17 protein-coding genes and 1 tRNA gene are annotated in these 24,299 nt (G+C 53.1%); 15 read left to right on the forward strand and 3 right to left on the reverse strand.

Annotation, left to right across the window (positions count from 1 at the left end; all coding sequences use genetic code 11):
• Positions 1 to 2 precede the first annotated feature (2 nt).
• Together BM114_RS04155 and BM114_RS04160 are read left to right on the forward strand one after the other, a co-directional pair.
• Complete coding sequence (locus tag BM114_RS04155) at positions 3 to 500, forward strand: hypothetical protein (RefSeq protein ID WP_092110712.1); 498 nt, start codon at positions 3 to 5, stop codon at positions 498 to 500.
• A 213-nt stretch (positions 501 to 713) separates the two neighbouring features.
• Positions 714 to 1,283: a hypothetical protein gene (locus BM114_RS04160; protein ID WP_143089245.1), complete on the forward strand. Its 570-nt coding sequence runs from the start codon at positions 714 to 716 to the stop codon at positions 1,281 to 1,283.
• Positions 1,284 to 1,391: 108 nt separating this feature from the next.
• Here BM114_RS04160 and BM114_RS04165 read toward each other — a convergent pair whose 3' ends face one another.
• Positions 1,392 to 2,555, reverse strand: a complete 1,164-nt coding sequence (locus BM114_RS04165; protein ID WP_092110717.1) for a TlpA disulfide reductase family protein — start codon at positions 2,553 to 2,555, stop codon at positions 1,392 to 1,394.
• Positions 2,556 to 2,760: 205 nt separating this feature from the next.
• Here BM114_RS04165 and BM114_RS04170 point away from each other — a divergent pair, with 205 nt between their 5' ends.
• A complete protein-coding gene (locus BM114_RS04170) occupies positions 2,761 to 3,324 on the forward strand; it encodes a hypothetical protein (protein WP_255406420.1) in 564 nt (187 codons plus the stop codon).
• Between the two features lie 401 nt (positions 3,325 to 3,725).
• Positions 3,726 to 6,071 (forward strand): polyribonucleotide nucleotidyltransferase, encoded by a 2,346-nt coding sequence (gene pnp, locus BM114_RS04175; RefSeq protein WP_092110719.1) that lies wholly within the window; start codon positions 3,726 to 3,728, stop codon positions 6,069 to 6,071.
• A gap of 80 nt (positions 6,072 to 6,151) precedes the next feature.
• Here pnp and BM114_RS04180 read toward each other — a convergent pair whose 3' ends face one another.
• Entirely contained in the window at positions 6,152 to 7,519 is a 1,368-nt protein-coding gene (locus BM114_RS04180; RefSeq protein ID WP_092110721.1) for an alpha-L-fucosidase, read from the reverse strand.
• Between the two features lie 94 nt (positions 7,520 to 7,613).
• Between BM114_RS04180 and BM114_RS04185 the strand changes: the two genes are divergently transcribed.
• The 3 genes from BM114_RS04185 to BM114_RS04195 are packed head-to-tail and all read left to right on the forward strand — an operon-like array spanning position 7,614 to position 12,554.
• Positions 7,614 to 8,369, forward strand: coding sequence for a DUF1573 domain-containing protein (locus tag BM114_RS04185; protein WP_092110723.1), 756 nt, complete (start codon positions 7,614 to 7,616; stop codon positions 8,367 to 8,369).
• A gap of 12 nt (positions 8,370 to 8,381) precedes the next feature.
• Positions 8,382 to 10,202, forward strand: coding sequence for an alpha-L-fucosidase (locus BM114_RS04190; protein ID WP_092110727.1), 1,821 nt, complete (start codon positions 8,382 to 8,384; stop codon positions 10,200 to 10,202).
• Between the two features lie 21 nt (positions 10,203 to 10,223).
• Entirely contained in the window at positions 10,224 to 12,554 is a 2,331-nt protein-coding gene (locus BM114_RS04195; protein WP_177207042.1) for a glycoside hydrolase family 3 N-terminal domain-containing protein, read from the forward strand.
• A gap of 215 nt (positions 12,555 to 12,769) precedes the next feature.
• Here BM114_RS04195 and BM114_RS04200 read toward each other — a convergent pair.
• Positions 12,770 to 12,843, reverse strand: a tRNA-Asn gene (locus BM114_RS04200).
• Between the two features lie 148 nt (positions 12,844 to 12,991).
• Between BM114_RS04200 and BM114_RS04205 the strand changes: the two genes are divergently transcribed.
• The 8 genes from BM114_RS04205 to BM114_RS04240 all read left to right on the forward strand — a co-directional run bounded on the left by BM114_RS04205 (position 12,992) and on the right by BM114_RS04240 (position 24,291).
• Positions 12,992 to 14,656 carry a S41 family peptidase gene (locus BM114_RS04205; protein ID WP_092110732.1) on the forward strand — a complete coding sequence of 555 codons (1,665 nt, stop codon included), beginning with the start codon at positions 12,992 to 12,994 and terminating at the stop codon, positions 14,654 to 14,656.
• A 124-nt stretch (positions 14,657 to 14,780) separates the two neighbouring features.
• Positions 14,781 to 15,248: a ribosome assembly cofactor RimP gene (rimP, locus tag BM114_RS04210; protein ID WP_092110733.1), complete on the forward strand. Its 468-nt coding sequence runs from the start codon at positions 14,781 to 14,783 to the stop codon at positions 15,246 to 15,248.
• A 3-nt stretch (positions 15,249 to 15,251) separates the two neighbouring features.
• Positions 15,252 to 16,517, forward strand: coding sequence for a transcription termination factor NusA (gene nusA, locus BM114_RS04215; RefSeq protein ID WP_092110735.1), 1,266 nt, complete (start codon positions 15,252 to 15,254; stop codon positions 16,515 to 16,517).
• Between the two features lie 47 nt (positions 16,518 to 16,564).
• A complete protein-coding gene (gene infB / locus BM114_RS04220) occupies positions 16,565 to 19,354 on the forward strand; it encodes a translation initiation factor IF-2 (RefSeq protein ID WP_092110738.1) in 2,790 nt (929 codons plus the stop codon).
• 109 nt (positions 19,355 to 19,463) lie between these two features.
• Positions 19,464 to 20,903, forward strand: a complete 1,440-nt coding sequence (sufB, locus tag BM114_RS04225) for a Fe-S cluster assembly protein SufB (protein WP_092110740.1) — start codon at positions 19,464 to 19,466, stop codon at positions 20,901 to 20,903.
• 41 nt (positions 20,904 to 20,944) lie between these two features.
• Positions 20,945 to 21,709, forward strand: coding sequence for a Fe-S cluster assembly ATPase SufC (gene sufC / locus BM114_RS04230; RefSeq protein ID WP_092110742.1), 765 nt, complete (start codon positions 20,945 to 20,947; stop codon positions 21,707 to 21,709).
• The gene (sufD, locus tag BM114_RS04235; protein ID WP_092110744.1) at positions 21,709 to 23,052 is read left to right on the forward strand and encodes a Fe-S cluster assembly protein SufD; all 1,344 of its coding nucleotides are present in this window, start codon (positions 21,709 to 21,711) and stop codon (positions 23,050 to 23,052) included. Before sufC ends, sufD begins: the two co-directional genes overlap by 1 nt.
• 24 nt (positions 23,053 to 23,076) lie before the next feature.
• A complete protein-coding gene (locus tag BM114_RS04240) occupies positions 23,077 to 24,291 on the forward strand; it encodes an aminotransferase class V-fold PLP-dependent enzyme (RefSeq protein WP_092110746.1) in 1,215 nt (404 codons plus the stop codon).
• The last annotated feature ends 8 nt before the right edge of the window (positions 24,292 to 24,299 follow it).

The following is a 24,299-nucleotide window of genomic DNA, read 5'->3' on the forward strand; positions in this document are numbered from 1 at the left end:
GCATGAAGAAGCTGCTCATATTCATACTTGTCGCGGTGGCAGCAACTGTCGCAAGCATCATAGTCCTCCACCCCGACCAGCGGAGCGACTTAGAGAGGTTTCGGGAGGCCATGAACTTCGCGGTTTTCGACCAGTACACAGACTCTGTTTACGGGCATTCTTTCAGCTATCCATCCTTTTTCCAGAAGGAGGAAGACCCTGTCCCCATAAACGGGCACACGCAGTTCGGCTATCATGCGCACAACCTGAACCTCGTAATGGAGTGCCGCGTGGTGGCCACGAGCGGGCAGGAAGCTAAAATGGGCGATTTCATCGACACGGGCAGCGTCGATTTCATGGATGACTACAAGTATTATTCTCATCACATATATAAAGGGAGACACCATCTGATTCTCACTTTCTACTATCCTCGTAAAGCAGAAAGCGCAATGGGAAGAGTCATCTATCGAATAAAGAATTGGGAACCCTTCCCCACAAAAAAGCTACCCTTGAGGCAGTAAGAAAGACAAAAAACAACAAGATTTGCCGACCTATCACCCCTCGGCAAGTTTATGAAAAGCTTCATCGCCCCGTCTATTTAAAAAAAGTTAAAGCATCTTTTTGCAAATAGGGGGATTCTGGATTTTTGAATTATTGTAGACGAAAGCACGAGCAAAATCAGGATTTCCTCGCGACTTGACAAACAAATATAAACAATAACTCAAATTAAGACAATGAAGAAAAAGAATCTTTTCTGCCCATTGATGGCTTTGGCAATGATGGTGTTAACTGTTTCTTTCACCTCTTGCGACAATGACGACACAAAGAAGAATGAACAACTCACCAACAAAACAATCCTCGGAACATGGGAGAAGATTGGTGCTACAGGCACTTTGACCAATCTGGGAGATTCCAAGAAGCCGGCTTATCTGGTAGAATGGACATTTGAAAACGAAGCCACTACCATCAAAGTAGACAACAAGCCCTTAAAGGAAGCTCCCAAGGATGTTATGGAATACTTGAATTCTCTGGAGCAGGATTGCGACCGCATACAGTTCGTAGAGGGCAATAAGGTAAACCGCCAGATCTTCAAAGATGAGAAATGGACCAACGGAGAGATGGGTGCATCCTACTCTTACAATGAAAAGAATGGTCAACTGACCATCGAGTATCCTGGCAAGAAATTCGAAGGAACGGTAGCCAGCTTTGCCCAAATGGTAATGTCAATCCGCACAAAGAACATGCAGAAAGATAAAAACTGGAGTCTCCCTGAATATGTTTTCGCTTACAAGCGCATGAAATAAGCCATGGAAAAATCGCCCTTTTCAAAAAGGCAGTGTATAATAACTCAAAACTTAAGAGGCCGGCATTCCTAAGGGAGCCGGCCTCTTTTATTCCTTGGATCCGCCAGTCTATAGCAGGCTCTTGATTTCCGCGTCCAAGTCCTTTATCTGCTCAGCACGCTTGTAGAGCGAGTTGCTCCTATCAATGAGGAAAAACGAGGGAATGACCTGCACATTATAAGTGCGTAGCACCTGGCCGCTGCCGTCTTTCACGCTAATCCACGGCAGGGCTGCGGTCTGCGTTTTCCAGAAATGTTCATCGCCGTCTACCGCCACCTGATAGATCTCCAGTCCCTGCGCATGATACTTATTGTAGATGTCGCGCAGGTCCATAATACGCTTGGCACTCCCCTCGGCACCGAACGCATGGAAGTCGAGGAGCACCACTTTGCCCTTCAAATCGGTCAACCGGCGCGTCATTCCCTTGTTGTCCGGCAAGGCTATGTCGATAAGTCCGGCTACTGATACCTTGCTGGCATCTATCTGGCCAGCCGCCTGTTCGTTGCGAAGAATGCGCACATCCTTCATTCCCTCAAGGGCTATATTGTGCAGATTGATGCCCCGCTCTGCCTTCGGATAGAAGGTGTCCCAGCTCGTTGCGACCGCCGCGAACACCTTTACATCGTCGGCGTTGGCACGCGGATTGAAGACCAAGGCCTGCATGTTGCCCAGCTGATAGGTCTGGAAGAGGGCGAAATAGGCGTAGGCCTTCATGGGCTCCTTGAAGATATAGTGGGTCTTGACATGCTCCTTGTAAGCCTGCAGGATGCCAGCCACGGCCACCTGAACGCTGTCCACGCCTGTGCGGGGGTCGTTCACCGTGGCGTTGATGCGGTTCTGGAGGTCGATCTGGAGCTGTGCCAGCTCCTTGATCTTGGCATTGTCGTCGGAGCCTTCAATCTCATATTGCGAGGACATCACGGGGTAAGAGGCCTTCACCTTGATGTTCTCCGTAGAGTCAATGGCCACATTGATAATCTGTCCGGCTATCCGGAGACGATAGAACTCCGGCGCCTCGGGAGCCTTACCGCTGAAATCAAACGAGCCGTCCCCGGCCAACTTGACGGAATCCACCGTCACGGGACCGTTCAGACTCATGTTCTCGAAATAGAGAACGGAATCCTCGGCATCGCTGATCTGCCCCGACACTTGGAACTTCTTGTTGCTGCATGACACCATGCCCAGTATTGTCAGTACAAAGACCGCTACTGATGAAATCTTGAATATCTTCATTACGATTAAGTTTTCGATTTACACCTGCAAAAGTAATAATTAAATGTGAATTGCCAAAAGGGAATGATATTTTTTTCCACCTGCCGCTTGCGTTATTCAATCTTTTAGCCTATCTTTGCATAGGGAAGGCTATACTCGGCAATCCGAGAACAAGTTCTCACTGCGCTCGCCTGTACAGCCTTTGCCAAGGAAACGCTTTACTGCCATGAAGAAAGATATTTTCATTTCAATAATCGTGTTGCTCACACTCACCGTGTCGTGCAATCCTAACCATCAAACCACTATGAAAGAAAATCCGCAAAGCCGTTGGGAAGAGCAGCTGGAGGCCGAGATGCCCCTGCTTGGACACCGTAACTGGATCGTCGTTACCGACATGGCCTATCCTCTGCAATCGGCTCCCGGCATTGAAACCCTTTATGCCGATGAAGACTTTGAAACTGTCTTGACAAAAGTAAAGGCGTCCATAGACTCCGTCCCCCATGTCTTCGCCCATGTCTATCATGACCAGGAAATGGACTTTTTGACCGATTCCATCGCTCCGGGGATAGGAAAAGCGAGAGAAATCGTCAGCCAACTCTACGGCAAGGAAGCCAAGAGTATGGTGCACGAAGATATTATCACAAAACTTGACAAAGCCAGCAAGCTTTACAAGATACTGATCATCAAGACTCCGCTTACCATACCCTATACCAGCGTCTTCCTCGAACTCGACTGCAAATACTGGTCGGCAGAAAGACAGCAGCAACTCGACGAGCTGATGCGCAAATAGTATTTCTCCCGTATTTTGAGGCTGGCAGAAAAGGCGGCAAGGGCACCCCTGCTTGCAAAAGGCCGTTACCCGCTCGACAAAATCGGCGAGATTGTGGGACAAAATCGCCGATTTCGTCCGATGATTTCGCCGATTTTGTCAGACCGACAGCAGTCTCTCATCCTGCAAAAGACAAGTGGGCGGTTAGCGTTCAGATGCTCCCCGACGACTGAATTCCCGCCGGCAAGACTCCTTTTTCCCAGATTATTTCACTAAAAACACAAAATAATCCTTCGAATTTTCTTTTTTCTTATATTAATAATGTACCTTTGCTGCCGTTTTCTGGGCATAGCCTGTCAAGGCTATCCCTGACTTGACGATTTTTTAGATGTTATCAAAACAATAAAGTTTTATTTTTTCAGATGAATGTAATTACGAAGACAGTTCAATTGCCAGATGGCAGAACCATCTCAATTGAGACCGGAAAAGTTGCAAAACAGGCCGACGGCTCTGCGGTACTCCGCATGGGCAACACCGTACTTTTGGCAACTGTTTGTGCAGCAAAGGAAGCAGTTCCGGGTACAGATTTCATGCCTTTGCAGGTAGATTATCGCGAGCAGTACAGTGCCGCAGGCCGTTTCCCAGGGGGATTCACCAAGCGCGAAGGCAAAGCCAGTGATGACGAGATTCTCACATCACGCCTTGTGGACCGTGCGCTCCGCCCACTTTTCCCAGCAGATTATCATTGTGAAGTTTATGTGCAGGTAATGTTGCTTTCCGCCGATGGCGTCGATCAGCCCGACGCACTGGCAGGTTTTGCAGCCTCGGCAGCCATGGCCTGCTCCGACATACCTTTCGATTATACGATTTCAGAGGTCCGCGTAGCTCGCGTAAACGGCGAGTATGTAGTAAACCCGACCTTCCAGCAGATGGCTGATGCCGACATGGATCTCATGGTGGGAGCCACGAAGGACAACATCATGATGGTGGAAGGCGAGATGAAAGAGGTTTCCGAGCAAGACTTGATTCAGGCCCTGAAGGTAGCCCACGAGGCTATCAAGCCGATGTGCGAGCTCCAGGACGAGCTGGCCAGGGAACTGGGTACTGACAAGAAGCGTGAATATGACGACGAGGTGAACGACGAAGACCTGCGCCAGGAAGTAAAAGACCTCTACGACCAGGTGTACGCCATCAACCGACAGGCACTCGAAAAGCATGCCCGCCACGATGCTTTCGACAAGATTCTTGCAGACTTCCTCGAGAAATATGACGCCGCTCATGCCGACCTCTCGGAAGATGAACTTGGAGAAAAGCATGCAGAGGCTGCCCGTTATTACGACGATGTGATGCGCGATGCCATGCGCCGCTGCATCCTCGACGAGGGTATTCGCCTCGACGGTCGTGCCACAACCGACATCCGCCCGATATGGTGCGAGGTATCACCGCTGCCCATGCCTCACGGAAGTGCCATCTTCCAGCGCGGCGAAACCATGTCGCTCTCTACCTGCACACTCGGCACCAAGCTCGACGAAAAGCTGGTAGACGGCGTGCTGAACCGCGGCTATCAGCGCTTCCTCCTTCACTATAATTTCCCTCCTTTCTCAACAGGAGAGGCCAAGGCACAGCGTGGCGTTGGCCGTCGCGAGATTGGACACGGACACTTGGCATGGCGCGGACTGAAGGATCAGATTCCTGCCGACTTCCCTTACACCATCCGCCTGGTGAGCCAGATACTGGAGTCTAACGGCTCTTCGTCCATGGCTACCGTCTGCGCAGGCACTCTGGCACTGATGGATGCAGGCGTTCCAATGAAAAAACCAGTTGCCGGTATCGCCATGGGTCTCATCAAGAATCCGGGCGAAGAGAAGTATGCCATCCTGAGCGACATCCTCGGCGACGAGGATCACCTGGGCGACATGGACTTCAAGACGACGGGTACAAAGGACGGGCTCACCGCCACTCAGATGGATATCAAGTGCGACGGCCTCTCTTTCGAGATTCTCGAGAAGGCCCTTATGCAGGCCAAGGCCGGTCGTGAGCACATCATGGGTGAGATGATGAAGACGCTTTCCGAACCCCGTGCAGAGCTGAAACCTCAGGTTCCCCGCATCGTTGCCATCGAGATTCCGAAGGAGTTTATCGGTGCGGTAATCGGCCCCGGCGGTAAGATTATCCAGCAGATGCAGGAAGATACGGGTGCTACCATCACCATCGACGAGATCGACGGCGTGGGCAAGGTGCAGGTTTCTGCTCCTAACAAGGAGAGCATCGAGGCCGCTCTTGGCAAGATCAAGGCCATCGTAGCCATGCCGGAAGTAGGCGAGGTGTACGACGGAACCGTCAAGAGCGTCATGCCTTACGGCTGCTTCGTGGAGATTCTGCCCGGAAAGGAAGGTCTTCTCCACATCAGCGAGATTGACTGGAAACGCCTCGAAACGGTAGAAGAAGCCGGCATCAAGGAAGGCGACAAGATCAAGGTCAAGCTCCTTGAAATCGACCCGAAGACAGGCAAGTATAAGCTTTCTCACCGTGTATTAATTGAGAAACCTGAAGGATATGTGGAGCGTGAACGCCGTCCACGCCGTGAGAACAATGGCGACCGTCGTAACGGCAACCACCGTCCGAACAATGGCGAGCATCGCAACAGTAACAGCAACGGTCATCAGCCTCGTCGCTTCAGCGGCAATGCCAACGAGAATTATCGCCCCGCAGAAGAGGAAAACGAAACTCGGGATTTCAGCGATGTTCTCGATCGTGATAACGATTAATCACACATTATTATATCAAAAGTCCCCGCACTCGGTCTTGAGTGCGGGGACTTTTATTGTCTGAAGCCTAAATCTGGACCTCAAATCTTGAACTCCATCGCGAAAGTCTGGCTTTTCATGCCCTGAGGAAGCGTAACAATTACCTTGCCACCCGTCTTCTGGGTCTTCAGCGTCTTTCCCGTACTCAGGAGCCTGACGCTGCCCTTGGGCAGATTGCCCGCCCATGAAACCGTTGCGGGAACCTGCTCCCCATCCTTCACCGTATAGATGGCATAGAGCTTTCGGCCGTCCTTGCTGGCCGTAAACCACACATTCCCGTCGTGATAATTCTTGGTAATGGTAGTGCCATAGATGGCCTTTCCGTTCGCGCGCAACCATGCCCCGATCTGCTCAAGACGCTTTACAGCTTCCGGTTCTATCAATCCTTCGGGGGTCGGTCCGACGCCTAAGACTAAGTTTCCGCCCTTTGCCACAATCTCAACAAGTATGTTAATCACCTTGTCGGCACTCTTCCAGGTCGGGCGGGGAACCCATCCCCAGTCGTTTGTCAGCGTGATACAGCTCTCCCATGGGAAGTCAAGCTGGGTCTCGGGAATCGTTCTCTCGGGGGTCTGATAGTTCTCATAAGGTCCGTGAATGGTGCGGTCTACCATGATAAGACCCGGCTGACGGGCACGCGCCATCTTGGCAATCCGGTCCATGTCGAGGGTCTGCTTCCTGTAAGGATTCACCCATCCCCCGTCAAGCCAGAGGATGTCTACAGGACCATAGTTGGTCAACAGCTCCTCCATCTGATTATAGACGAACTTCCGAAAGCTGGCCCATCGCCACGGCCACTTATCTATATCGTAGTTCACATTGCGGCCGTTCTTGACGGGATAGACATCCCACCAGAAATCCTGAGAATGCCAGTCGGGCTTGGAGAAGTACTCGCCTATCATGAAATCCTTGTCCCGGAAAGCCTGAAGCACATACTTCAGCACATCCCGCCTGGGGTTGTCCTTGAAGGCATGATGGGCTATGGAATAGTCCGTATACTTGGAATCGAACATGCAGAAGCCGTCGTGATGCTTGGTCGTAAAGATCATGTACTTCATGCCTGCCTTCTGGAAGACACTTGCCCACTGGCCGGGATCAAACTTCGTGGGATTAAACTTGTCGGCAAGCCCCCAGTACCAGTCCTTGTATTGCTGATAGGTCATGGTCGTGTCGCGGGTTATCCAGTCCTCGTCGCATATCGACCACGACTCTACGATGCCGGGAACGGAGTAGACGCCCCAGTGCATGAGCACGCCGAATTTCAGGTCCTGCCACTTCTTAAGTTTGCTTACGACTTGAGGGTCGGCAGGCCACTCATAGGTTTTGGAACGCTCGTGAATCTCCCCCTGCGCGCTGACATTCAGCACAAAGGCAACGAAGGCCAGGAAAACGATAACTATTCTTCTCATAAAACATCAAGTTAGATTCTCGGGTAAAGTTACAAAAATTATTTTGAGATATAGCATTATTTTTTTATTTTTGCAGAAAAATCAAGTGCAGACAATGAATAAGATACTCTCAATACTCCTTTTGCTTACATTCTCGTTGGGACTTCCTGCCCAGAACGAGCCCACCTATCTGAAGACCTTTGAATACGACAAGCGCATCCACGACTTCGGAACCATACTGGAAAAGGACGGCAAGGTGAGCCATACTTTCACTTTCACGAACAAGGGAAGCAAGCCCGTCGTCATCAACGAGGTGAACTCTTGGTGCGGATGCACCGGCAGCGAGTTCAGCAGGAAGCCGATTGCCCCCGGCAAGACCGGCACGGTAACCGTTACCTACAATCCGCTGAACCGCCCCGGAAAGTTCTCCAAGGAGGTGGCCGTGCTGCTGAACGACGGCAGGAACTACACCCGCATCTGGGTAAAGGGGAATGTGATAGGCTACCTGCATCCCGTTACCGAGGACTATCCTTACGCCTTCGGACGAGGACTGTACATGGGATTTAAGGTGTTGCCGTTCGGCTCTTTGAAGCCCGGGGAGTCATATACCTTTGAGCAGAGAATCGCCAATGACACCGACAAACCCATGACCGTGGAGTTTGAGAAGGTGCCCGACAACCGCGTGCTCAAGATGCCCGGCAGGATAGAACTCAAGCCCAGGGAGCGCACTACATTCAAAGTTTCCTACAAGGCGGTAAGGCAATATCCCTACGACCGCCACATCCTCGTCAGGATTAAGGTAAACGGTGCATCGGTAAAGCCCATGCGCGTAACTTGGTTTGGCACGAAACCACGGCAAGTAGAACTTTAGAACATCGACGATATGAAAACTAAAAACCTATTATTAAGCATGCTGTTCCTGCTCCCCGCAGGCATGACGGCACAGAATGAAGCCCCCGCCCCGGTAGCCCCCCTGCCTAACGAGAACCAAGTGGAGTGGCAAAAACTCGAGACCTATGCCTTTATCCATTTCGGCCCGAACACCTTCGGCGACCGAGAGTGGGGCTATGGCGACGCCCCGCTGGAAAGTTTCAATCCCCGGAAACTCGACTGCGAGCAATGGGCTAAGACACTGAAGGCCGCCGGCATGAAGGGCATCATCCTCACCTGCAAGCATCACGACGGGTTCTGCCTGTGGCCTACGAAGTACACCGACTACAGCATCCGCAATACTCCCTACAAGAACGGGAAGGGCGATGTGGTAGGAGAACTCTCGGCAGCATGCAAGAAATACGGGCTGAAATTCGGCGTCTACCTCTCCCCGTGGGATCGCCACCAAGCCTTTTACGGCACACCTCTTTATATAGAGTACTTCTACTCCCAGCTTCGGGAGCTGCTCACGCAATATGGCGACATCTTCGAAATCTGGTTCGACGGTGCCAACGGCGGCGACGGCTACTATGGCGGAGCTCGCGAGACGCGCACCATTGACCGCCGTACTTATTACAATTTCCCGCGCGCTTTCAAGCTTGTCAATGAGCTTCAGCCCAAGGCCATCATCTTCTCCGATGGCGGCCCGGGCTGCAGATGGGTAGGCAACGAGAGCGGATATGCCTTTGCCACCAACTGGTCGTTCCTCCGCATCAACGATGTCTACCCCGGATACCCCGACTATTGGGAGCTGATGTCGGGACACGAAGACGGCGACACCTGGGTTCCTGCTGAGTGCAACACCTCCATCCGGCCGGGATGGTTCTATCATGAGAGCGAGGACAGCAAGGTGAAAAGCGTCGACCAGCTCGTAGACTTGTATTATCGCAGCGTAGGGCACAACGGCACCTTCCTCCTGAACATGCCCGTAGACAAGGACGGCCTGATACATCCCGTAGACTCCGCCCGCGTCATCGCCTTCCACAAACAGATTTCCTCGGAGCTCAAGACCAACCTACTGACGAAAGGAGTGAGCATCAAGGCTTCGAATGTGCGCGGCAAGTCGTTTAGCGAGAAAATGCTTACCGACGGGCAGTTTGATACCTACTGGAGCGTGAACGACGACCAGAAGGAGCCCTCGCTGCTGCTGTCTTTCAGCCGGCCGACGAAACTTAACCGCATGATGCTCCAGGAATACATCCCCCTTGGGCAGCGTGTGCAGCAGTTCCTCGTCGAGTATCGGCAGGGCAAGGAATGGCTGCCGTTGAAGATGAACGAGGAGACCACGACCATCGGCTATAAGCGCCTGCTGCGCTTCAAGACCATCCAGACCTCGCAGATTCGCATCACCTTCCAGAAGAGCCGCGGCCCCATCTGCATCAATGAGCTGGGAGCCTACTATGCTCCGAATGCCAAGGACCAGTTCATAGAGAGAGTGGAGGATGTGAAGAGCCTTCCTTTCACGGTATCAACAGCCAATCCCGATGAACTATACTTCGACTTGGGAAAGGTGCAAGGACTAAAGTCATTCTACTATCTGCCCGACCAGAACCCACGGCACAAGGGCCTCGTAACCCACTACGAAATCTATGTGGGCAAGGAAAAGGGCAGCATGAAGAAGGTGGCGGAGGGCGAATTCTCCAACATCCGCAACCATCCCGTCATGCAGGAAGTGCACTTCCCCCCCACCCAGGGTCGCTACCTGAAGTTCAAGGCCACACGCATGGTCAACGAGGGAGAGCTTATCGACTTTGACAATTGCGCCATACAATAAACTGAAACACTGCTAATTGATATGAAGAAAATACTCCCACTCGTCCTGCTAAGCCTCTTTGCGCTCAGCACGACGGCAAAGAAGAAACTGCCTTACCAGAATGCGAAGCTGCCTGTTGAGCAGCGCGTGAGCGACCTCCTGCACCGCATGTCGCTCGAGGAGAAGGTGGGCCAGCTGCGCTGCACCCTCGCCTGGAACTACTATAAGACGCTGGGCAGGCAGGTCGTCGTTTCCGAATCCTTCCGCAAAGACCTCGCTGAGGGCAACATCGGCATGCTCTGGGCCACCTTTCGTGCCGACCCCTGGACGCAGAAGAGCCTTTCCAACGGGCTCACGCCGGAGATGGCTGCCAAGACGGCAAACATTCTCCAAGACTATGTAATGGACCACACGCGCTGGGGCATACCGCTCTTCCTGGCTGAGGAGGCTCCCCACGGCCACATGGCCATCGGCACCACCGTCTTTCCCACGGGACTGGGACTGGCCGCCACCTTCTCTCCCGAGACGGCTGAGGCCATGGGTAGGGTAGTCTCCAAGGAAGTGCGGCTCCAAGGGGCACACATCAGCTACGGTCCCGTGCTCGACCTTTCGCGCGACCCGCGGTGGTCGCGTGTGGAGGAGAGCATGGGTGAAGACCCCGTGCTCACCGGTACCATGGGGGCGGCCTTGGTACGGGGACTGGGCGGAGGCGACCTCTCCAAGCCCTATTCCACCCTTGCCACACTGAAACACTTCATAGCCTACGGCACCACGGAGGGCGGCCAGAACGGCAACCAGAGCATCATCGGGCAGCGCGACTTGCTGCAAAACTTCCTGCCGCCGTTCAAGAAAGCCATCGACGCGGGGGCTCTCTCGGTGATGACCTCTTATAACTCGCTCGACGGAATTCCGTCTACGGCCAGCCGCGAACTCTATACCGACCTCCTCCGCAGGCAGTGGGGCTTCCGCGGATTCGTGGTTTCCGACCTCTACAGCATCGACGGAATCTGGGAAACCCACCATGTGGCGCCCACCCTGCAGCAAGCCGGGGTGATGTCGCTCACGGCTGGTGTTGACGAGGATCTGGGTGGCCGCGCCTATGCCGAGCTGCCGGATGCCGTGCGGAAAGGCCTCGTGAGCGAGGCACTTGTCGACACCGCCTGTGCCCGCGTGCTGCGAATGAAGTTCGAGATGGGGCTTTTCGAGCATCCCTATGTGGATGAGAAGGCTGCCCGGCAGGTGCGCTGCGAGGAGCACAAGGCCGTGGCCTTAGACGCGGCACGCAAGCTCATCACCCTGCTGAAAAACGAGAACCACACCCTCCCGCTGAACAAGACGGCCAAGGTGGCCGTGGTGGGGCCTAACGCCGACAATATATACAACATGCTGGGCGACTATACGGCACCGCAGGAAGACGGCAATGTGAAGACCATCCTCATGGGAATCAAGGCAAAACTGCCGCAGGGCAATGTGGAATATGTAAAGGGATGTGCCGTGCGCGACACCCTTAGCGACAACATCGAGGCGGCTGTGCAGGCCGCCCGACGGGCCGATGTAGTGGTCGTGGCGGTGGGCGGCTCGAGTGCCCGCGACTTTAAGACCAGCTACAAGGCCACGGGAGCGGCGGAGGCAGACACCAGGAGCCTCTCCGACATGGACTGCGGCGAGGGCTACGACCGCGCCACGCTCTCCTTGCTGGGCCATCAGCAGAAGCTGCTCGAGGCTCTCCGCAGCACCGGCAAGCCTCTGGTGGTGGTCTATATAGAGGGACGCCCCCTCGACAAGGCATGGGCCGCCGAGCACGCCGACGCCCTGCTCACGGCCTATTATCCCGGACAGGAGGGCGGAACGGCCATTGCCGATGTGCTCTTCGGCGACTACAACCCTGCCGGCCGACTGCCCGTCTCGGTGTCGAGAACTGTGGGCCAGCTGCCCGTCTACTACAACAAGCGGGCTCCGAAGGCGCACAACTATGTGGAGATGACTGCCCAGCCCCTCTACTCTTTCGGCTACGGACTGAGCTATACCACCTTCAGTTACGGCAACCTGCAGGTTCGCAAGCAGGGCGAGAAGGACTTCTGCGTGTCGTTCGACATCACCAACACCGGCTCCCGCGACGGCGACGAGGTGGCACAGCTCTACCTCCACGACGAGGTGGCATCAGTGGTCCAGCCCATGAAACAGCTCAAGCACTTTGCGCGCGTATATATAAAGAAAGGTGAGACGCAGCATCTGGAGTTCGACATCACGCCCGAAGACCTCGAAATCATCGGCAAGGACTATCGGCCGGTGGTAGAGCCGGGCGACTTCGAGGTGCTCGTGGGCAGCTCGTCGGACAACATCCTGCTCCACGGAAAGCTGTCTGTGGAATAGTTTTTTTCGGTTAATCGAAACGCAAACAACGGCTATAAGGAAACCAAAATAAGTGAATTTACGGGGTAAATTAACTGATTTTACTTCGTAAATTCACTTATTTTATCTGACGAAATCGCCGATTTTGTGGGACGATTTCGCCGATTTTGTCAGCAGGGAAGCCGCTTTTAGGAATGGAAAAACAAAACGGGAACCACACGAGTGATTCCCGTTTGCGCTCCAGGATGGGCTTGAACCAACGACCCCCTGATTAACAGTCAGGTGCTCTAACCAACTGAGCTACTGAAGCTTTTTGCCAATTGCGGTTGCAAAGGTAAGGCGTTTTTCTGAATCCACCAAACTTTTTAGAGTTTTTTTTCGGTTTATCGCTAAAATACAATAAATTTTGAGGGCTTTTAGCGGGAATGTGGTCTTATATTATTACTTTTGTACCTGATATGAAGAAACTGCTATTCTGTCTGCTCCTGCTGGGCGCAATGCCCGTGGAGGCACAAGAGAACAAGGATCACAACCTCGATGTGGCGAAAAACCTGGATGTGATGAATGTCATCTATAAGTATCTCGACATGATGTATGTGGATACGCTGGATGCCAACGAGGTGGTGGGCAACGGCATCAAGTCGATGCTCAAGAGCCTCGATCCCTACACCGTCTATTATTCCGAGAGCGATGTCAACGAGCTCCGCACGATGATTACGGGCAAATATGTGGGGGTGGGCATGCTCATCCGCTGGAACTTCCAGTTGCAGAATGCCGTGGTCGACGAGCCTTATGAGAATACTCCCTCGGCCGAGGCCGGCCTGAAGAAGGGCGATGTAATCCTAAGCATCGACGGCGAGTCGATGAAGGGCAAGGACACCAAATATGTGAGCGAGCATCTGCGCGGGGATGCAGGTAGCACCTTCGAGCTCGTGGTGCGCCGTCCTTCCACGGGCAGGCAGATGAAGTTCAGGATTACCCGTCGCTCCATCTACCAGACTCCTGCCGTGCCTTACTATGGCGTGCAGGAGGGCAACATCGGATATATCAACCTGAGCGGCTTCGTGGAGAACAGTGCCAAGGCCGTGCGCCGTGCGTATGTGGAAATGCGCCAGAAAGGCATCAAGGGACTCATTGTCGACCTGCGCAACAACGGCGGCGGTTCCGAGCAGGAAGCGGTGGACATCGTAAACATGTTCGTGCCCAAGGGCAAGCTCGTGGTTTCCAACCGTGGCAAGCTGAAGCGTGCCAACCACGACTATATCACCAGCATGGAGCCCATCGACACCGTGATGCCCCTCGTGGTGCTCGTGAACGGCAACACGGCGTCGGCCAGCGAGATCATGAGCGGGGCTTTGCAGGACTTCGACCGCGGAGTGATTCTCGGAACCCGCACCTATGGCAAGGGCATTGCGCAGATGACGCTCGACCTGCCCTATAACGGACAGTTGAAACTCACCACCAACAAATGGTATACTCCCAGCGGGCGATGCATCCAGGCCGTTACCTACAAGCATGCCCGCGGCGGTTCAACGGTGCAGAAAGCAGACTCCACGGCGAAGGTTTTCCTTACCGAGCACGGCCGTGAGGTCAAGGATGTGGGCGGCATCGTGCCGGACATAGAGGTGAAGGCCGACTCGCTGCCGAACATCGCCTATTATCTGGCTGCGGCCGTAGACTCAAATGAAGTGCTGCACAACTATGAGGTAGACTATATCGCCAGGCATCCCGCGATAGCACCGGCGGGCGAGTTCAGTCTCTCCGATGCCGACTACGAGGAGTTCAAGCAGCGAGTGATGGCCAGCAATTTCAAGTATGACCGTGAGAGTGAGAAATATCTCAAGAACCTGAAAGAACTGGCTAAGTTTGAAGGATATTACGATGAGGCCAAGCCTGAATTCGAGGCTCTGGAGAACAAGCTGAAGCACAATGTGGCCAAGGACCTTGACTACAACAAGCGCATCATCAAGCATATGATAGAGAACGACATCGTGGCGGCTTATTATTATCAGAAGGGGAGTATAGAGAATTCGCTGCGCGACGACAAGCAGGTGGCTGAGGCCTTGAAACTGCTCCATGACGAGGCAAAATACAGGGAAATCCTGCAATCGAAGAAAAAATAAGGAATGATAAGTGATGAAAGTTGCGCTTTTTCTTGGATTATTCGGAAATTATGCGTACTTTTGCATCGTTCAGTGGAATGAGGGGCTCCCAGAGAGCTCCTCATTTTATTTTAAATGAAATTGTATGATAGACAAGAAGGTCGTAGAAAAGTTAGTAGACGAGTGGTTGGCCGACAAAGACTATTTCCTTGTGGGCGTTGAAATCAGCACCGACGACAAGATCGTCGTAGAGATTGACCATGCCGACGGCGTGTGGATTGAGGACTGTGTGGAGCTAAGCAAGTATATCGAAGACCGCCTGAGCCGCGATGACGAGGACTATGAGCTTGAGGTCGGATCGGCCGGTCTGGGACAGCCTTTCAAGGTTCCGCAGCAGTATGTCAACTTCATAGGTAAGGAAGTGGAAGTCCTGGATGCCGACGGGAAGAAAGTGAGAGGTCTTCTGAAGAGCGTGGACGGCAACGACTTCGTTGTAACGGCAAAAGAAAAGGTAAAGATGGAAGGCAAGAAGCGTGCCGTGTTGCAAGATGTAGACCACCTCTACCAGATGGACAAAGTGAAATATACTAAATACTTAATAAGTTTCAAATAAGCTATGGCAGCAAGAAAAAATGCAGAAGAACAGGTGAGCATGATTGACACCTTCAAGGAATTCAAGGAAACCAAGAATATCGACCGTACTACTTTGGTAAGTGTACTGGAGGAGAGTTTCCGCAATGTGCTCGCTAAGATTTATGGCAGCGACGAAAACTTCGATGTGATCGTGAACCCTGACAAGGGCGACTTCGAGATTTACCGCAACCGAGTGGTTGTGGCCGACGGAGAAGTGGCCGACGAAAACAAGGAGATCAGCCTCTCGGAAGCCCAGAAGATAGAGCCTGACTATGAGGTAGGAGAGGATGTTTCGGAGCGCGTGAACTTCTCGAAGTTCGGCCGGCGTGCCATCCTGACGCTGCGCCAGACCCTGGCCTCCAAGATTCTGGAGCTGGAGCACGATTCGCTTTATAACAAATATAAGGACCGCGTCGGACAGATTGTCGCCGGTGAGGTTTATCAGATATGGAAACGCGAGGTGCTCCTCGTAGACGACGAGAACAACGAACTGATTCTCCCGAAGGCAGAACAGATTCCTTCAGACCAGTATCGCAAGGGCGAGACCATTCGCGCCGTCATCGATCGCGTGGAGAATGAGAACAACAATCCTAAGATCATCTTGAGCCGTACGAGTCCTGTCTTTCTGGAGCGTCTGCTGGAGCAGGAGGTTCCGGAGATAGCCGATGGGCTTATTGCCGTTAAGAAGATTGCCCGCATGCCGGGTGAGCGTGCCAAGGTGGCCGTGGAAAGCTACGACGAGCGTATCGATCCGGTGGGAGCCTGCGTCGGAGTAAAGGGAAGCCGTGTCCACGGCATCGTCCATGAGCTCTGTAACGAGAACATCGATGTCATCAACTGGACGGCCAACATCAAGCTCTTTATCCAGCGTGCTCTGAGTCCGGCTCATGTGAGCAGCATCAACATCAACGAGGAGGAACGCAAGGCCGAGGTCTATCTGCAGCCGGAGGAAGTAAGCTTGGCCATCGGCCGTGGCGGCCTGAATATCAAGCTTGCCTCTATGCTGACAGAGTATACCATCGATGTATTCCGCGATGTGCCGGAAGGTGAAGAGGAGGAAGACATCTATCTGGACGAGTTCTCCGACGAGGTGGACCAGTGGGTTATCGACGCGGTAAAGGCCATCGGTCTGGATACGGCAAAGCAGGTATTGAATGCTCCCCGTGAGATGCTGATAGAGAAGGCTGACCTTGAGGAGGAGACGGTAGACCATCTGCTGAATGTGCTTCGTGCAGAATTCGAGCAATAACAAAGTGTACCCCTCAATCCAACAAACAACCAGTAAAAAAGTAGTAAATGAGTATTAGATTAAATAAAGCAATCAAAGAACTGAACATAGGACTTCAAACGGCAGTTGAATTCCTTGAAAAGAAGAATCTCTCGGGCGACGAGACCCTCACGGCGAACACCAAACTCACCGAGGAACAATATCATGCCCTGACGGAGAACTTCAAGCAAGACGCCCAAGTGCGCACAGAGGCTGAGAAGCTCTTCCAAAAGAAGCAGCAAAAGGAGAAGAAACCTGCGGCGCAGCCGGTGGACCACAGTGGCGAGAGTCTGCTGAGATCGAAGCAGCAGTATAAACCTCTGGGCAAGATAGACCTTGATGGTATGACAAAAAAGGAAAAGGAGATTGCTGCTCCTCCCAAAGAGGAGGCTCCGAAGGAAAAGGCTGCTGCCGTTCAGCCTGAACCTGAAGCAAAGGTGGAGAAGGCGGAAGTCCAGAAGCCGGTGGAGGTGGAGGCGCCTGCCCCACAGCCTGAGAGAGAAGATTCAGCAAAGCCCGATGATAAACCGGAGGAGACCCCTGCTCCGGTAATCGAGGAGAAGGCTCCTGAGGCTTCTGCCCAAGAAAGCGGAAAGCCCGAGGTATATCAGCTGAAGAGTGAGAAGAAGATGCTTAACGCCCCCAATCTGAATGTATTGGGCAAGATAGATCTTGACTCCATAAACCAGAGTACTCGTCCGAAGAAGAAAACCAAGGAGGAGAAACGCAAGGAGCGTGAGGAAAAGGTTCAGCAACAGCATCCGGGCGGCGAGAAGAAAAAGCGCCAGCGCATCAGCAAGGAGCGCGTGAACATCGATGCCGCAGCCAATGAGGTAAGCAACCGTAAGAACAATAAAGGCAAGAATAACAATAAGGACAAGAACCGCAAGCGCAACCAAAAGCCGCTTGAGGTGGACGACGAGGCCGTAGCACGCCAGGTGAAGGAGACCCTTGCCCGCCTTACGAACAAACAGAGCCAGAGCAAGAAGGGTGCCAAATACCGCAAGGAGAAGCGTGAGGCCGCTCAGGAGAAACTGGACGCCGAGGCACGCGCAGAGCGCAGGGAGAGCAAGACGCTGAAGCTTACGGAGTTTGTAACCGTAAGCGAGCTTGCTACCATGATGGATGTTTCCGTAACACAGGTCATCTCTACTCTGATGGGGGTCGGCATCATGGTGTCTATCAACCAGCGATTGGACGCAGAGACTATAAACCTCGTTGCCGAAGAGTTCGGCTTCAAGACGGAGTATGTAAGTGCAGAAGTCCAAGAGGCTATCAGCGTGGAGCTGGACGACGAAGGAGACTTGGTTTCCCGAGCTCCTATCGTAACGGTGATGGGCCATGTAGACCATGGTAAGACCTCCTTGCTCGACCATATCCGTAACACGAATGTGATAGCCGGTGAGGCCGGTGGCATCACACAGCACATAGGTGCCTACAGCGTTACCTTGAAAAACGGGCGTAAGGTTACCTTCTTGGATACTCCGGGTCATGAAGCCTTTACGGCCATGCGTGCCCGTGGAGCACAGGTTACGGATATCGCCATTATCATCATTGCTGCCGACGACTCTGTGATGCCGACGACAAAGGAGGCCATTGCACATGCTCAGGCAGCTGGTGTTCCGATGGTGTTCGCTATTAACAAGATTGACAAGCCGGGTGCAAATCCGGATAAGATTCGTGAAGATCTGGCCAATATGAACCTGCTGGTAGAAGAGTGGGGAGGAAAGTATCAGTGTCAGGAAATCAGCGCGAAAAAAGGCATCGGTGTAGAGGATCTGATGGAGAAGGTTCTCCTTGAGGCTGATATGCTCGACTTGAAGGCGAACCCTAACCGCAAGGCAACAGGTACGATCATAGAATCCTCACTCGATAAGGGGCGCGGCTATGTTTCCACGGTGTTGGTGAGCAACGGCACGCTGAAAGTTGGCGATGTTGTTATTGCCGGTACTTCATGGGGCCGCGTGAAGGCTATGTTCAACGAGCGAAACCAGCGTATCGAGGGAGCAAGGCCTGCCGAGCCGGCAATCATCCTGGGGCTGAACGGAGCTCCTACTGCCGGTGACGCATTCCATGTGCTGGAAACGGAGCAGGAGGCCCGCGAGGTGGCCAACAAGCGTGAACAGTTACAGCGCGAGCAGTCGTTGCGTACGACCAAGACGCTGGGCTTGGATGATATCTCGCATCGCATCGCATTGGGCGAGTTCCATGAGCTGAACATTATTGTCAAGGGTGATACCGACGGTAGTATCGAGGCCTTGTCGGATTCGTTCATCAAGCTTTCCACGGAGAAGGTTCAGGTGAATGTGATCAGCAAGGCTGTGGGTGCTATTTCCGAGAATGATGTCATGTTGGCAAGTGCCTCAAGTGCCATCATCGTTGGATTCCAGGTGCGTCCTTCTGTCGATGCCCGTAAGGCGGCTGAGCATGAAGGCGTTGAAATCAACACCTATTCTATCATTTATGACGCCATTGATGATATCAAGGCGACCATGGAGGGTATGCTTGACAAGGTGAAGAAGGAAATCACGACGGGTGAGGTACAGGTCAAGCAGGTATTCAAGATCTCGAAGGTGGGAACCGTTGCCGGCGGTCTGGTTACCGAGGGTAAGGTTCATGCCAAGGATAAGGCTCGCGTCGTGCGTGATGGTATTGTGGTTCATACCGCTAATATCAGTGCCTTGAAGCGTTACAAGGATGATGTGAAGGAGGTCGTTACCGGCATGGAGTGCGGTCTGAGCCTTGTCAACTTCAACGATATCCAGGAAGGCGATATCATTGAGACCTTCACGGAGATAGAGGTGGAGCAGAAACTTTAATGACATTGGCGGGTGCTGTTTAATGTGGCCCGGTATTTGCTATGTCATAAGTAGGGTCAGTTGGAGCAACCGACTGTCCCTATCTTATCTAAAACAGGTGATATAAATTATGCCAGAGAAAAATGAGTTTGTCAAGCAGGTGGCGGAACAGAAATATAAATTCGGGTTCACTACCGATGTGCAAACTGAGATTATAGATAAGGGCTTGAATGAAGATGTCGTCCATCTGATTTCCCAGAAGAAGGGAGAACCGGAATGGATGCTTGACTTTCGCCTGAAGGCTTTCAACTATTGGAAGACCCTGCGGCAGCCGACATGGGGGCATGTGCATTTGCCGGAGATAGACTATCAGGCTATCTCCTATTATGCGGATCCTTTGGCCAAAAAGCCGAAGAACAAGGAAATCGACCCTGAGCTTGAGAAGACTTTCGATAAGCTCGGCATTCCTCTCGAAGAACGGTTGGCGCTCAGCGGGACGGCTGTCGACGCCATTATGGATTCCGTCTCTGTAAAGACCACTTTCAAGGAGAAACTTGCAGAGAAAGGTATCATCTTCTGTTCGATAGGAGATGCCATTAAGAATCATCCGGACTTGGTAAGGCAGTATCTGGGGAGCGTGGTTCCCTATCGTGATAATTTCTTTGCTGCCCTCAATAGTGCCGTGTTTAGCGATGGCTCTTTTGTCTATATCCCCAAGGGCGTGCGGTGCCCGATGGAGCTTTCAAGCTATTTCCGCATCAACGCCCGCAACACGGGACAGTTTGAACGCACGCTCATTATTGCCGACGATGATGCCTATGTTTCCTATCTTGAGGGCTGTACGGCACCCATGCGGGATGAGAACCAATTGCATGCTGCCATCGTGGAGATTATCGTGAACGACAATGCAGAGGTGAAATACTCCACCGTTCAGAACTGGTATCCCGGTGATGAGAACGGGAAAGGCGGCGTACTGAACCTTGTAACGAAGCGAGGTGATTTGCGCGGCGTGAACTCCAAGCTCTCGTGGACGCAGGTGGAGACAGGCTCTGCCATTACCTGGAAATATCCTTCCTGCCTGTTGCGGGGAGACAATAGCCAGGCGGAGTTCTATTCCGTGGCGGTAACCAACCATTGCCAGGAAGCCGATACGGGTACCAAGATGATTCACATGGGAAAGAATACCAAGTCGACCATCATCTCGAAGGGTATCAGTGCCGGTCGCAGCCAGAACTCTTATCGGGGCTTGGTGCGTGCGACGGCAAATGCGGATAACGCCCGCAACTACAGTTCCTGCGACTCTTTGCTGCTGGGCTCCGACTGTGGTGCGCACACCTTCCCTTATATGGACATCCATAATGATACGGCAATCGTGGAGCATGAGGCTACCACCTCTAAGATTTCCGAGGATCAGCTTTTCTATTGCAATCAGCGGGGAGTCCCTACCGAAGAGGCCGTGGGGCTCATCGTGAATGGCTATGCCAAGGAGGTGTTGAATAAGCTTCCGATGGAGTTTGCCGTCGAGGCCCAGAAACTTTTGAGTGTTTCGTTGGAAGGCACGGTAGGGTAAAAAGGGAAATCAACATGTAAAATTCATAATGAATTGATAAGATGATAGAAGTAAAGAATCTTCATGCAGAGATTGCGGGCAAAGAAATATTAAAAGGCATAGACCTAAAGGTGAACGACGGAGAGATCCATGCCATCATGGGACCTAACGGTTCGGGAAAGTCAACTCTCTCGGCAGTACTTACGGGAAATCCCCTCTATACGGTTACCGAAGGCAGTGCCTCGTTTAATGGCAAGGACCTTCTTGCCCTGAAGCCGGAAGAGAGGGCTTGTGAAGGCCTGTTCCTCTCGTTCCAGTATCCTGTGGAAATCCCCGGGGTGAGCATGGTGAATTTCATGAAAGCTGCCGTCAACTCCAAACGCAAGTATCAGGGACTGGAACCGTTGAACGCCAGCGAGTTCATGAAGCTGATGCGGGAGAAGCGTCAGATTGTGGAACTTGACTCCAAGCTCTCCCATCGCAGCGTGAACGAGGGCTTCTCCGGTGGAGAGAAGAAGCGTAATGAAATTTTCCAGATGGCCATGCTCGACCCGCAGCTCTCTATCTTGGACGAGACCGACTCCGGCCTTGATGTGGATGCGATGCGCATTGTTGCCGACGGTGTGAACAAGCTGTTTACCCCCCAGAAGTCAATCATCGTGATTACTCACTATGATCGATTGCTCGACATGATTAAGCCGCATGTGGTGCATGTGCTCTACAACGGGCGCATCGTGAAGACCGGCGGCCCCGAGCTTGCCAAGGAGATTGAGGCCAAGGGATACGACTGGATCAAGGAAGGGGCTGACGCTAAATATGGCAAGTAATGAATAGCGAGAAGCAATATATCGATTTGTATAATGCTGCCGGCAGGATGATCAGGGAGCATTCTGTGCCAGTAATGAATGCCGTGAGAGACGAGGCGTTTGCCGATTTCCAGCGGCAAGGCTTCCCGACGCAGAAGGTTGAGCGTTACAAATACACGGATATACAGAAGCTCTTTGAGCCGGATTACGGCTTGAACCTGAACCGCCTTGAGATTCCCATTAACCCTTATGAGGTCTTTCGCTGCGGGGTTCCCAACCTGAGCACATCCCTGTATTTCGTCGTCAACGACTCTTTTTACACCAAGGCCTTGCCCAAGGTCTCCCTTCCGGAGGGTGTCATCGTCGACAGCCTGAGTGCCGTAGCCTCAAAAAAGCCCGATTTCATCGCGAAATATTATGCCTGTCTCGCCAAAACGGGTGAGGATGCATTGACGGCCCTGAACACCATGCTGGCTCAGGATGGGCTCGTGGTCTATGTGCCGCGGAATGTGAAGGTGGAGCGCACGATTCAGATTGTGAACATTCTTCGCTCGGATGTCGACTTGATGGCAAACCGCCGTGTGCTCATCGTCATGGAAGAGGGTGCGGAGGCAAAGCTGTTGTTTTGCGACGACAGTGCCGATGACCGCAACTTCCTTTCCACACAGGTGATAGAAGTCTATGTGGGAGATAATGCCACGCTCGATCTCTATTGCCTTGAGGAGACCCATGCCAAGAATCATCGTGTGAGCAATGTCTATGTGGAGCAGCAGGCCAACAGCCGTTTCAACCACAATGTCATCACGCTGCACAACGGCGTAACGCGCAACAAGCTCGACCTCATGCTGAAAGGCGAGGGAGCCGAGTGCTGGGCAAACGGCTGCGTGATAGCCGACAAGACGCAGCATGTGGACAACAACACGCTGATTGATCATCAAGTGGGCCATTGCGAGAGCCATGAACTCTACAAATATGTGCTCGACGACAGGGCTACTGGAGCCTTTGCCGGCCGGATTCTGGTTCGCAAGGATGCCCAGAAGACCACTTCCAACGAGGTCAACCAGAATCTTTGTGCCACCAAGACGGCGCACATGTACACCCAGCCCATGCTTGAAATCTATGCCGACGATGTGAAGTGCTCCCACGGTTCCACAGTAGGGCAGCTGAACGATGCCGCCCTCTTCTACATGCGGCAGCGGGGCATCGACCGTCAGGAAGCCAAGCTGCTGCTGGAGTTCGCCTTTGTCAACGAGGTAATAGACAACATCCGTCTCGCTCCTTTGCGCGACCGCTTGCACCATCTCGTGGAAATGCGGTTCCGCGGCGAGCTGAAAGGATGCGGGGGCTGCAAGTCGTGTAAGTAGAATCCTATAGAAGCAAGTCCGGTCATGTATGATATAGAAACCATCCGTAAGGATTTTCCGATATTGAGCCGACAGGTCTACGGAAAGCCCTTGGTCTATCTTGACAATGCCGCCACCACGCAGAAACCGTTGTGCGTGCTGGATGCGATGCGTGAGGAATATCTGAATGTAAACGCCAATGTGCACCGGGGTGTGCACTGGATGTCGCAGCAGGCCACCGAGCTGCACGAGACTGCCCGTGAGAAGGTGCGTGCGTTCATCAATGCCCGTTATGCCTCGGAGGTGGTCTTCACCCGTGGCACCACCGAGGGGCTGAACCTCGTGGCATCGTCTTTCAGCGACGCGTTCATGACAGAGGGCGACGAGGTGATAGTCTCCGTGATGGAACATCATTCGAATATCGTGCCTTGGCAGCTGCAGGCTCAGAAGAAGGGCATCGTCCTCAAGGTCATTCCTATGACCGATAGGGGAGAACTGCGGATGGACGCGTATGAGGGCCTCTTCAGTGAGAAGACCCGCCTCGTGAGCGTTACGCAGGTGAGCAATGTGCTCGGAACGGTCAATCCCGTTGACGAAATCATACGCATCGCCCATGCGCACGGCGTGCCCGTGATGATAGACGGGGCGCAGAGCGCGCCTCACATGCGGATTGATGTGCAGCGGATGGACTGCGACTTCTTTACCTTCAGCGGCCATAAGATGTATGGGCCTACGGGAGTGGGCGTGCTTTACGGCAAGGAGGAATGGCTCGACCGCCTGCCTCCCTATCAGGGCGGCGGCGAGATGATAGAGCATGTGAGCTTTGCGAAGACCACCTTCGAGCGTCCGCCGCTCAAGTTTGAGGCCGGTACGCCTGACTATATTGCCACCCACGGACTGGCCAAGGCCATCGACTATATGGAAGCCCTGGGCATGGAGAACATCCAGCAGCATGAGCAGGAACTCACCCGCTATGCCGCCGAACGCCTCAAGACCATTGGTGGAATGCGCATTTTCGGCGAGGCGGAGCACAAGGATGCCGTTATCAGTTTTCAGGTCGGGGACATTCATCACATGGATATGGGAACCCTGCTCGACCGCCTCGGCATCGCCGTGCGCACGGGCCATCATTGTGCCCAGCCGCTCATGGATCGCCTTGGCATCCTCGGCACCGTGCGTGCGAGCTTCGCCCTTTATAACACAAAGGAGGAAGTCGACGCGCTGGCAGCCGGCATCGAGCGGGTTGCAAAAATGTTCTAACGGCTTAA

Source organism: Prevotella sp. KH2C16 (assembly GCF_900113305.1).
In the GTDB taxonomy this organism is placed as follows: domain Bacteria; phylum Bacteroidota; class Bacteroidia; order Bacteroidales; family Bacteroidaceae; genus Prevotella.

What these genes read in the sequence shown, in the direction of transcription:
- BM114_RS04155 (WP_092110712.1), top strand. Translation starts at nt 3, where the DNA reads ATGAAGAAGCTGCTCATATTCATACTTGTCGCGGTGGCAGCAACTGTC.
- BM114_RS04160 (WP_143089245.1), top strand. Translation starts at nt 714, where the DNA reads ATGAAGAAAAAGAATCTTTTCTGCCCATTGATGGCTTTGGCAATGATG.
- BM114_RS04165 (WP_092110717.1), bottom strand. Translation starts at nt 2,555, where the DNA reads ATGAAGATATTCAAGATTTCATCAGTAGCGGTCTTTGTACTGACAATA.
- BM114_RS04170 (WP_255406420.1), top strand. Translation starts at nt 2,761, where the DNA reads ATGAAGAAAGATATTTTCATTTCAATAATCGTGTTGCTCACACTCACC.
- pnp (WP_092110719.1), top strand. Translation starts at nt 3,726, where the DNA reads ATGAATGTAATTACGAAGACAGTTCAATTGCCAGATGGCAGAACCATC.
- BM114_RS04180 (WP_092110721.1), bottom strand. Translation starts at nt 7,519, where the DNA reads ATGAGAAGAATAGTTATCGTTTTCCTGGCCTTCGTTGCCTTTGTGCTG.
- BM114_RS04185 (WP_092110723.1), top strand. Translation starts at nt 7,614, where the DNA reads ATGAATAAGATACTCTCAATACTCCTTTTGCTTACATTCTCGTTGGGA.
- BM114_RS04190 (WP_092110727.1), top strand. Translation starts at nt 8,382, where the DNA reads ATGAAAACTAAAAACCTATTATTAAGCATGCTGTTCCTGCTCCCCGCA.
- BM114_RS04195 (WP_177207042.1), top strand. Translation starts at nt 10,224, where the DNA reads ATGAAGAAAATACTCCCACTCGTCCTGCTAAGCCTCTTTGCGCTCAGC.
- BM114_RS04205 (WP_092110732.1), top strand. Translation starts at nt 12,992, where the DNA reads ATGAAGAAACTGCTATTCTGTCTGCTCCTGCTGGGCGCAATGCCCGTG.
- rimP (WP_092110733.1), top strand. Translation starts at nt 14,781, where the DNA reads ATGATAGACAAGAAGGTCGTAGAAAAGTTAGTAGACGAGTGGTTGGCC.
- nusA (WP_092110735.1), top strand. Translation starts at nt 15,252, where the DNA reads ATGGCAGCAAGAAAAAATGCAGAAGAACAGGTGAGCATGATTGACACC.
- infB (WP_092110738.1), top strand. Translation starts at nt 16,565, where the DNA reads ATGAGTATTAGATTAAATAAAGCAATCAAAGAACTGAACATAGGACTT.
- sufB (WP_092110740.1), top strand. Translation starts at nt 19,464, where the DNA reads ATGCCAGAGAAAAATGAGTTTGTCAAGCAGGTGGCGGAACAGAAATAT.
- sufC (WP_092110742.1), top strand. Translation starts at nt 20,945, where the DNA reads ATGATAGAAGTAAAGAATCTTCATGCAGAGATTGCGGGCAAAGAAATA.
- sufD (WP_092110744.1), top strand. Translation starts at nt 21,709, where the DNA reads ATGAATAGCGAGAAGCAATATATCGATTTGTATAATGCTGCCGGCAGG.
- BM114_RS04240 (WP_092110746.1), top strand. Translation starts at nt 23,077, where the DNA reads ATGTATGATATAGAAACCATCCGTAAGGATTTTCCGATATTGAGCCGA.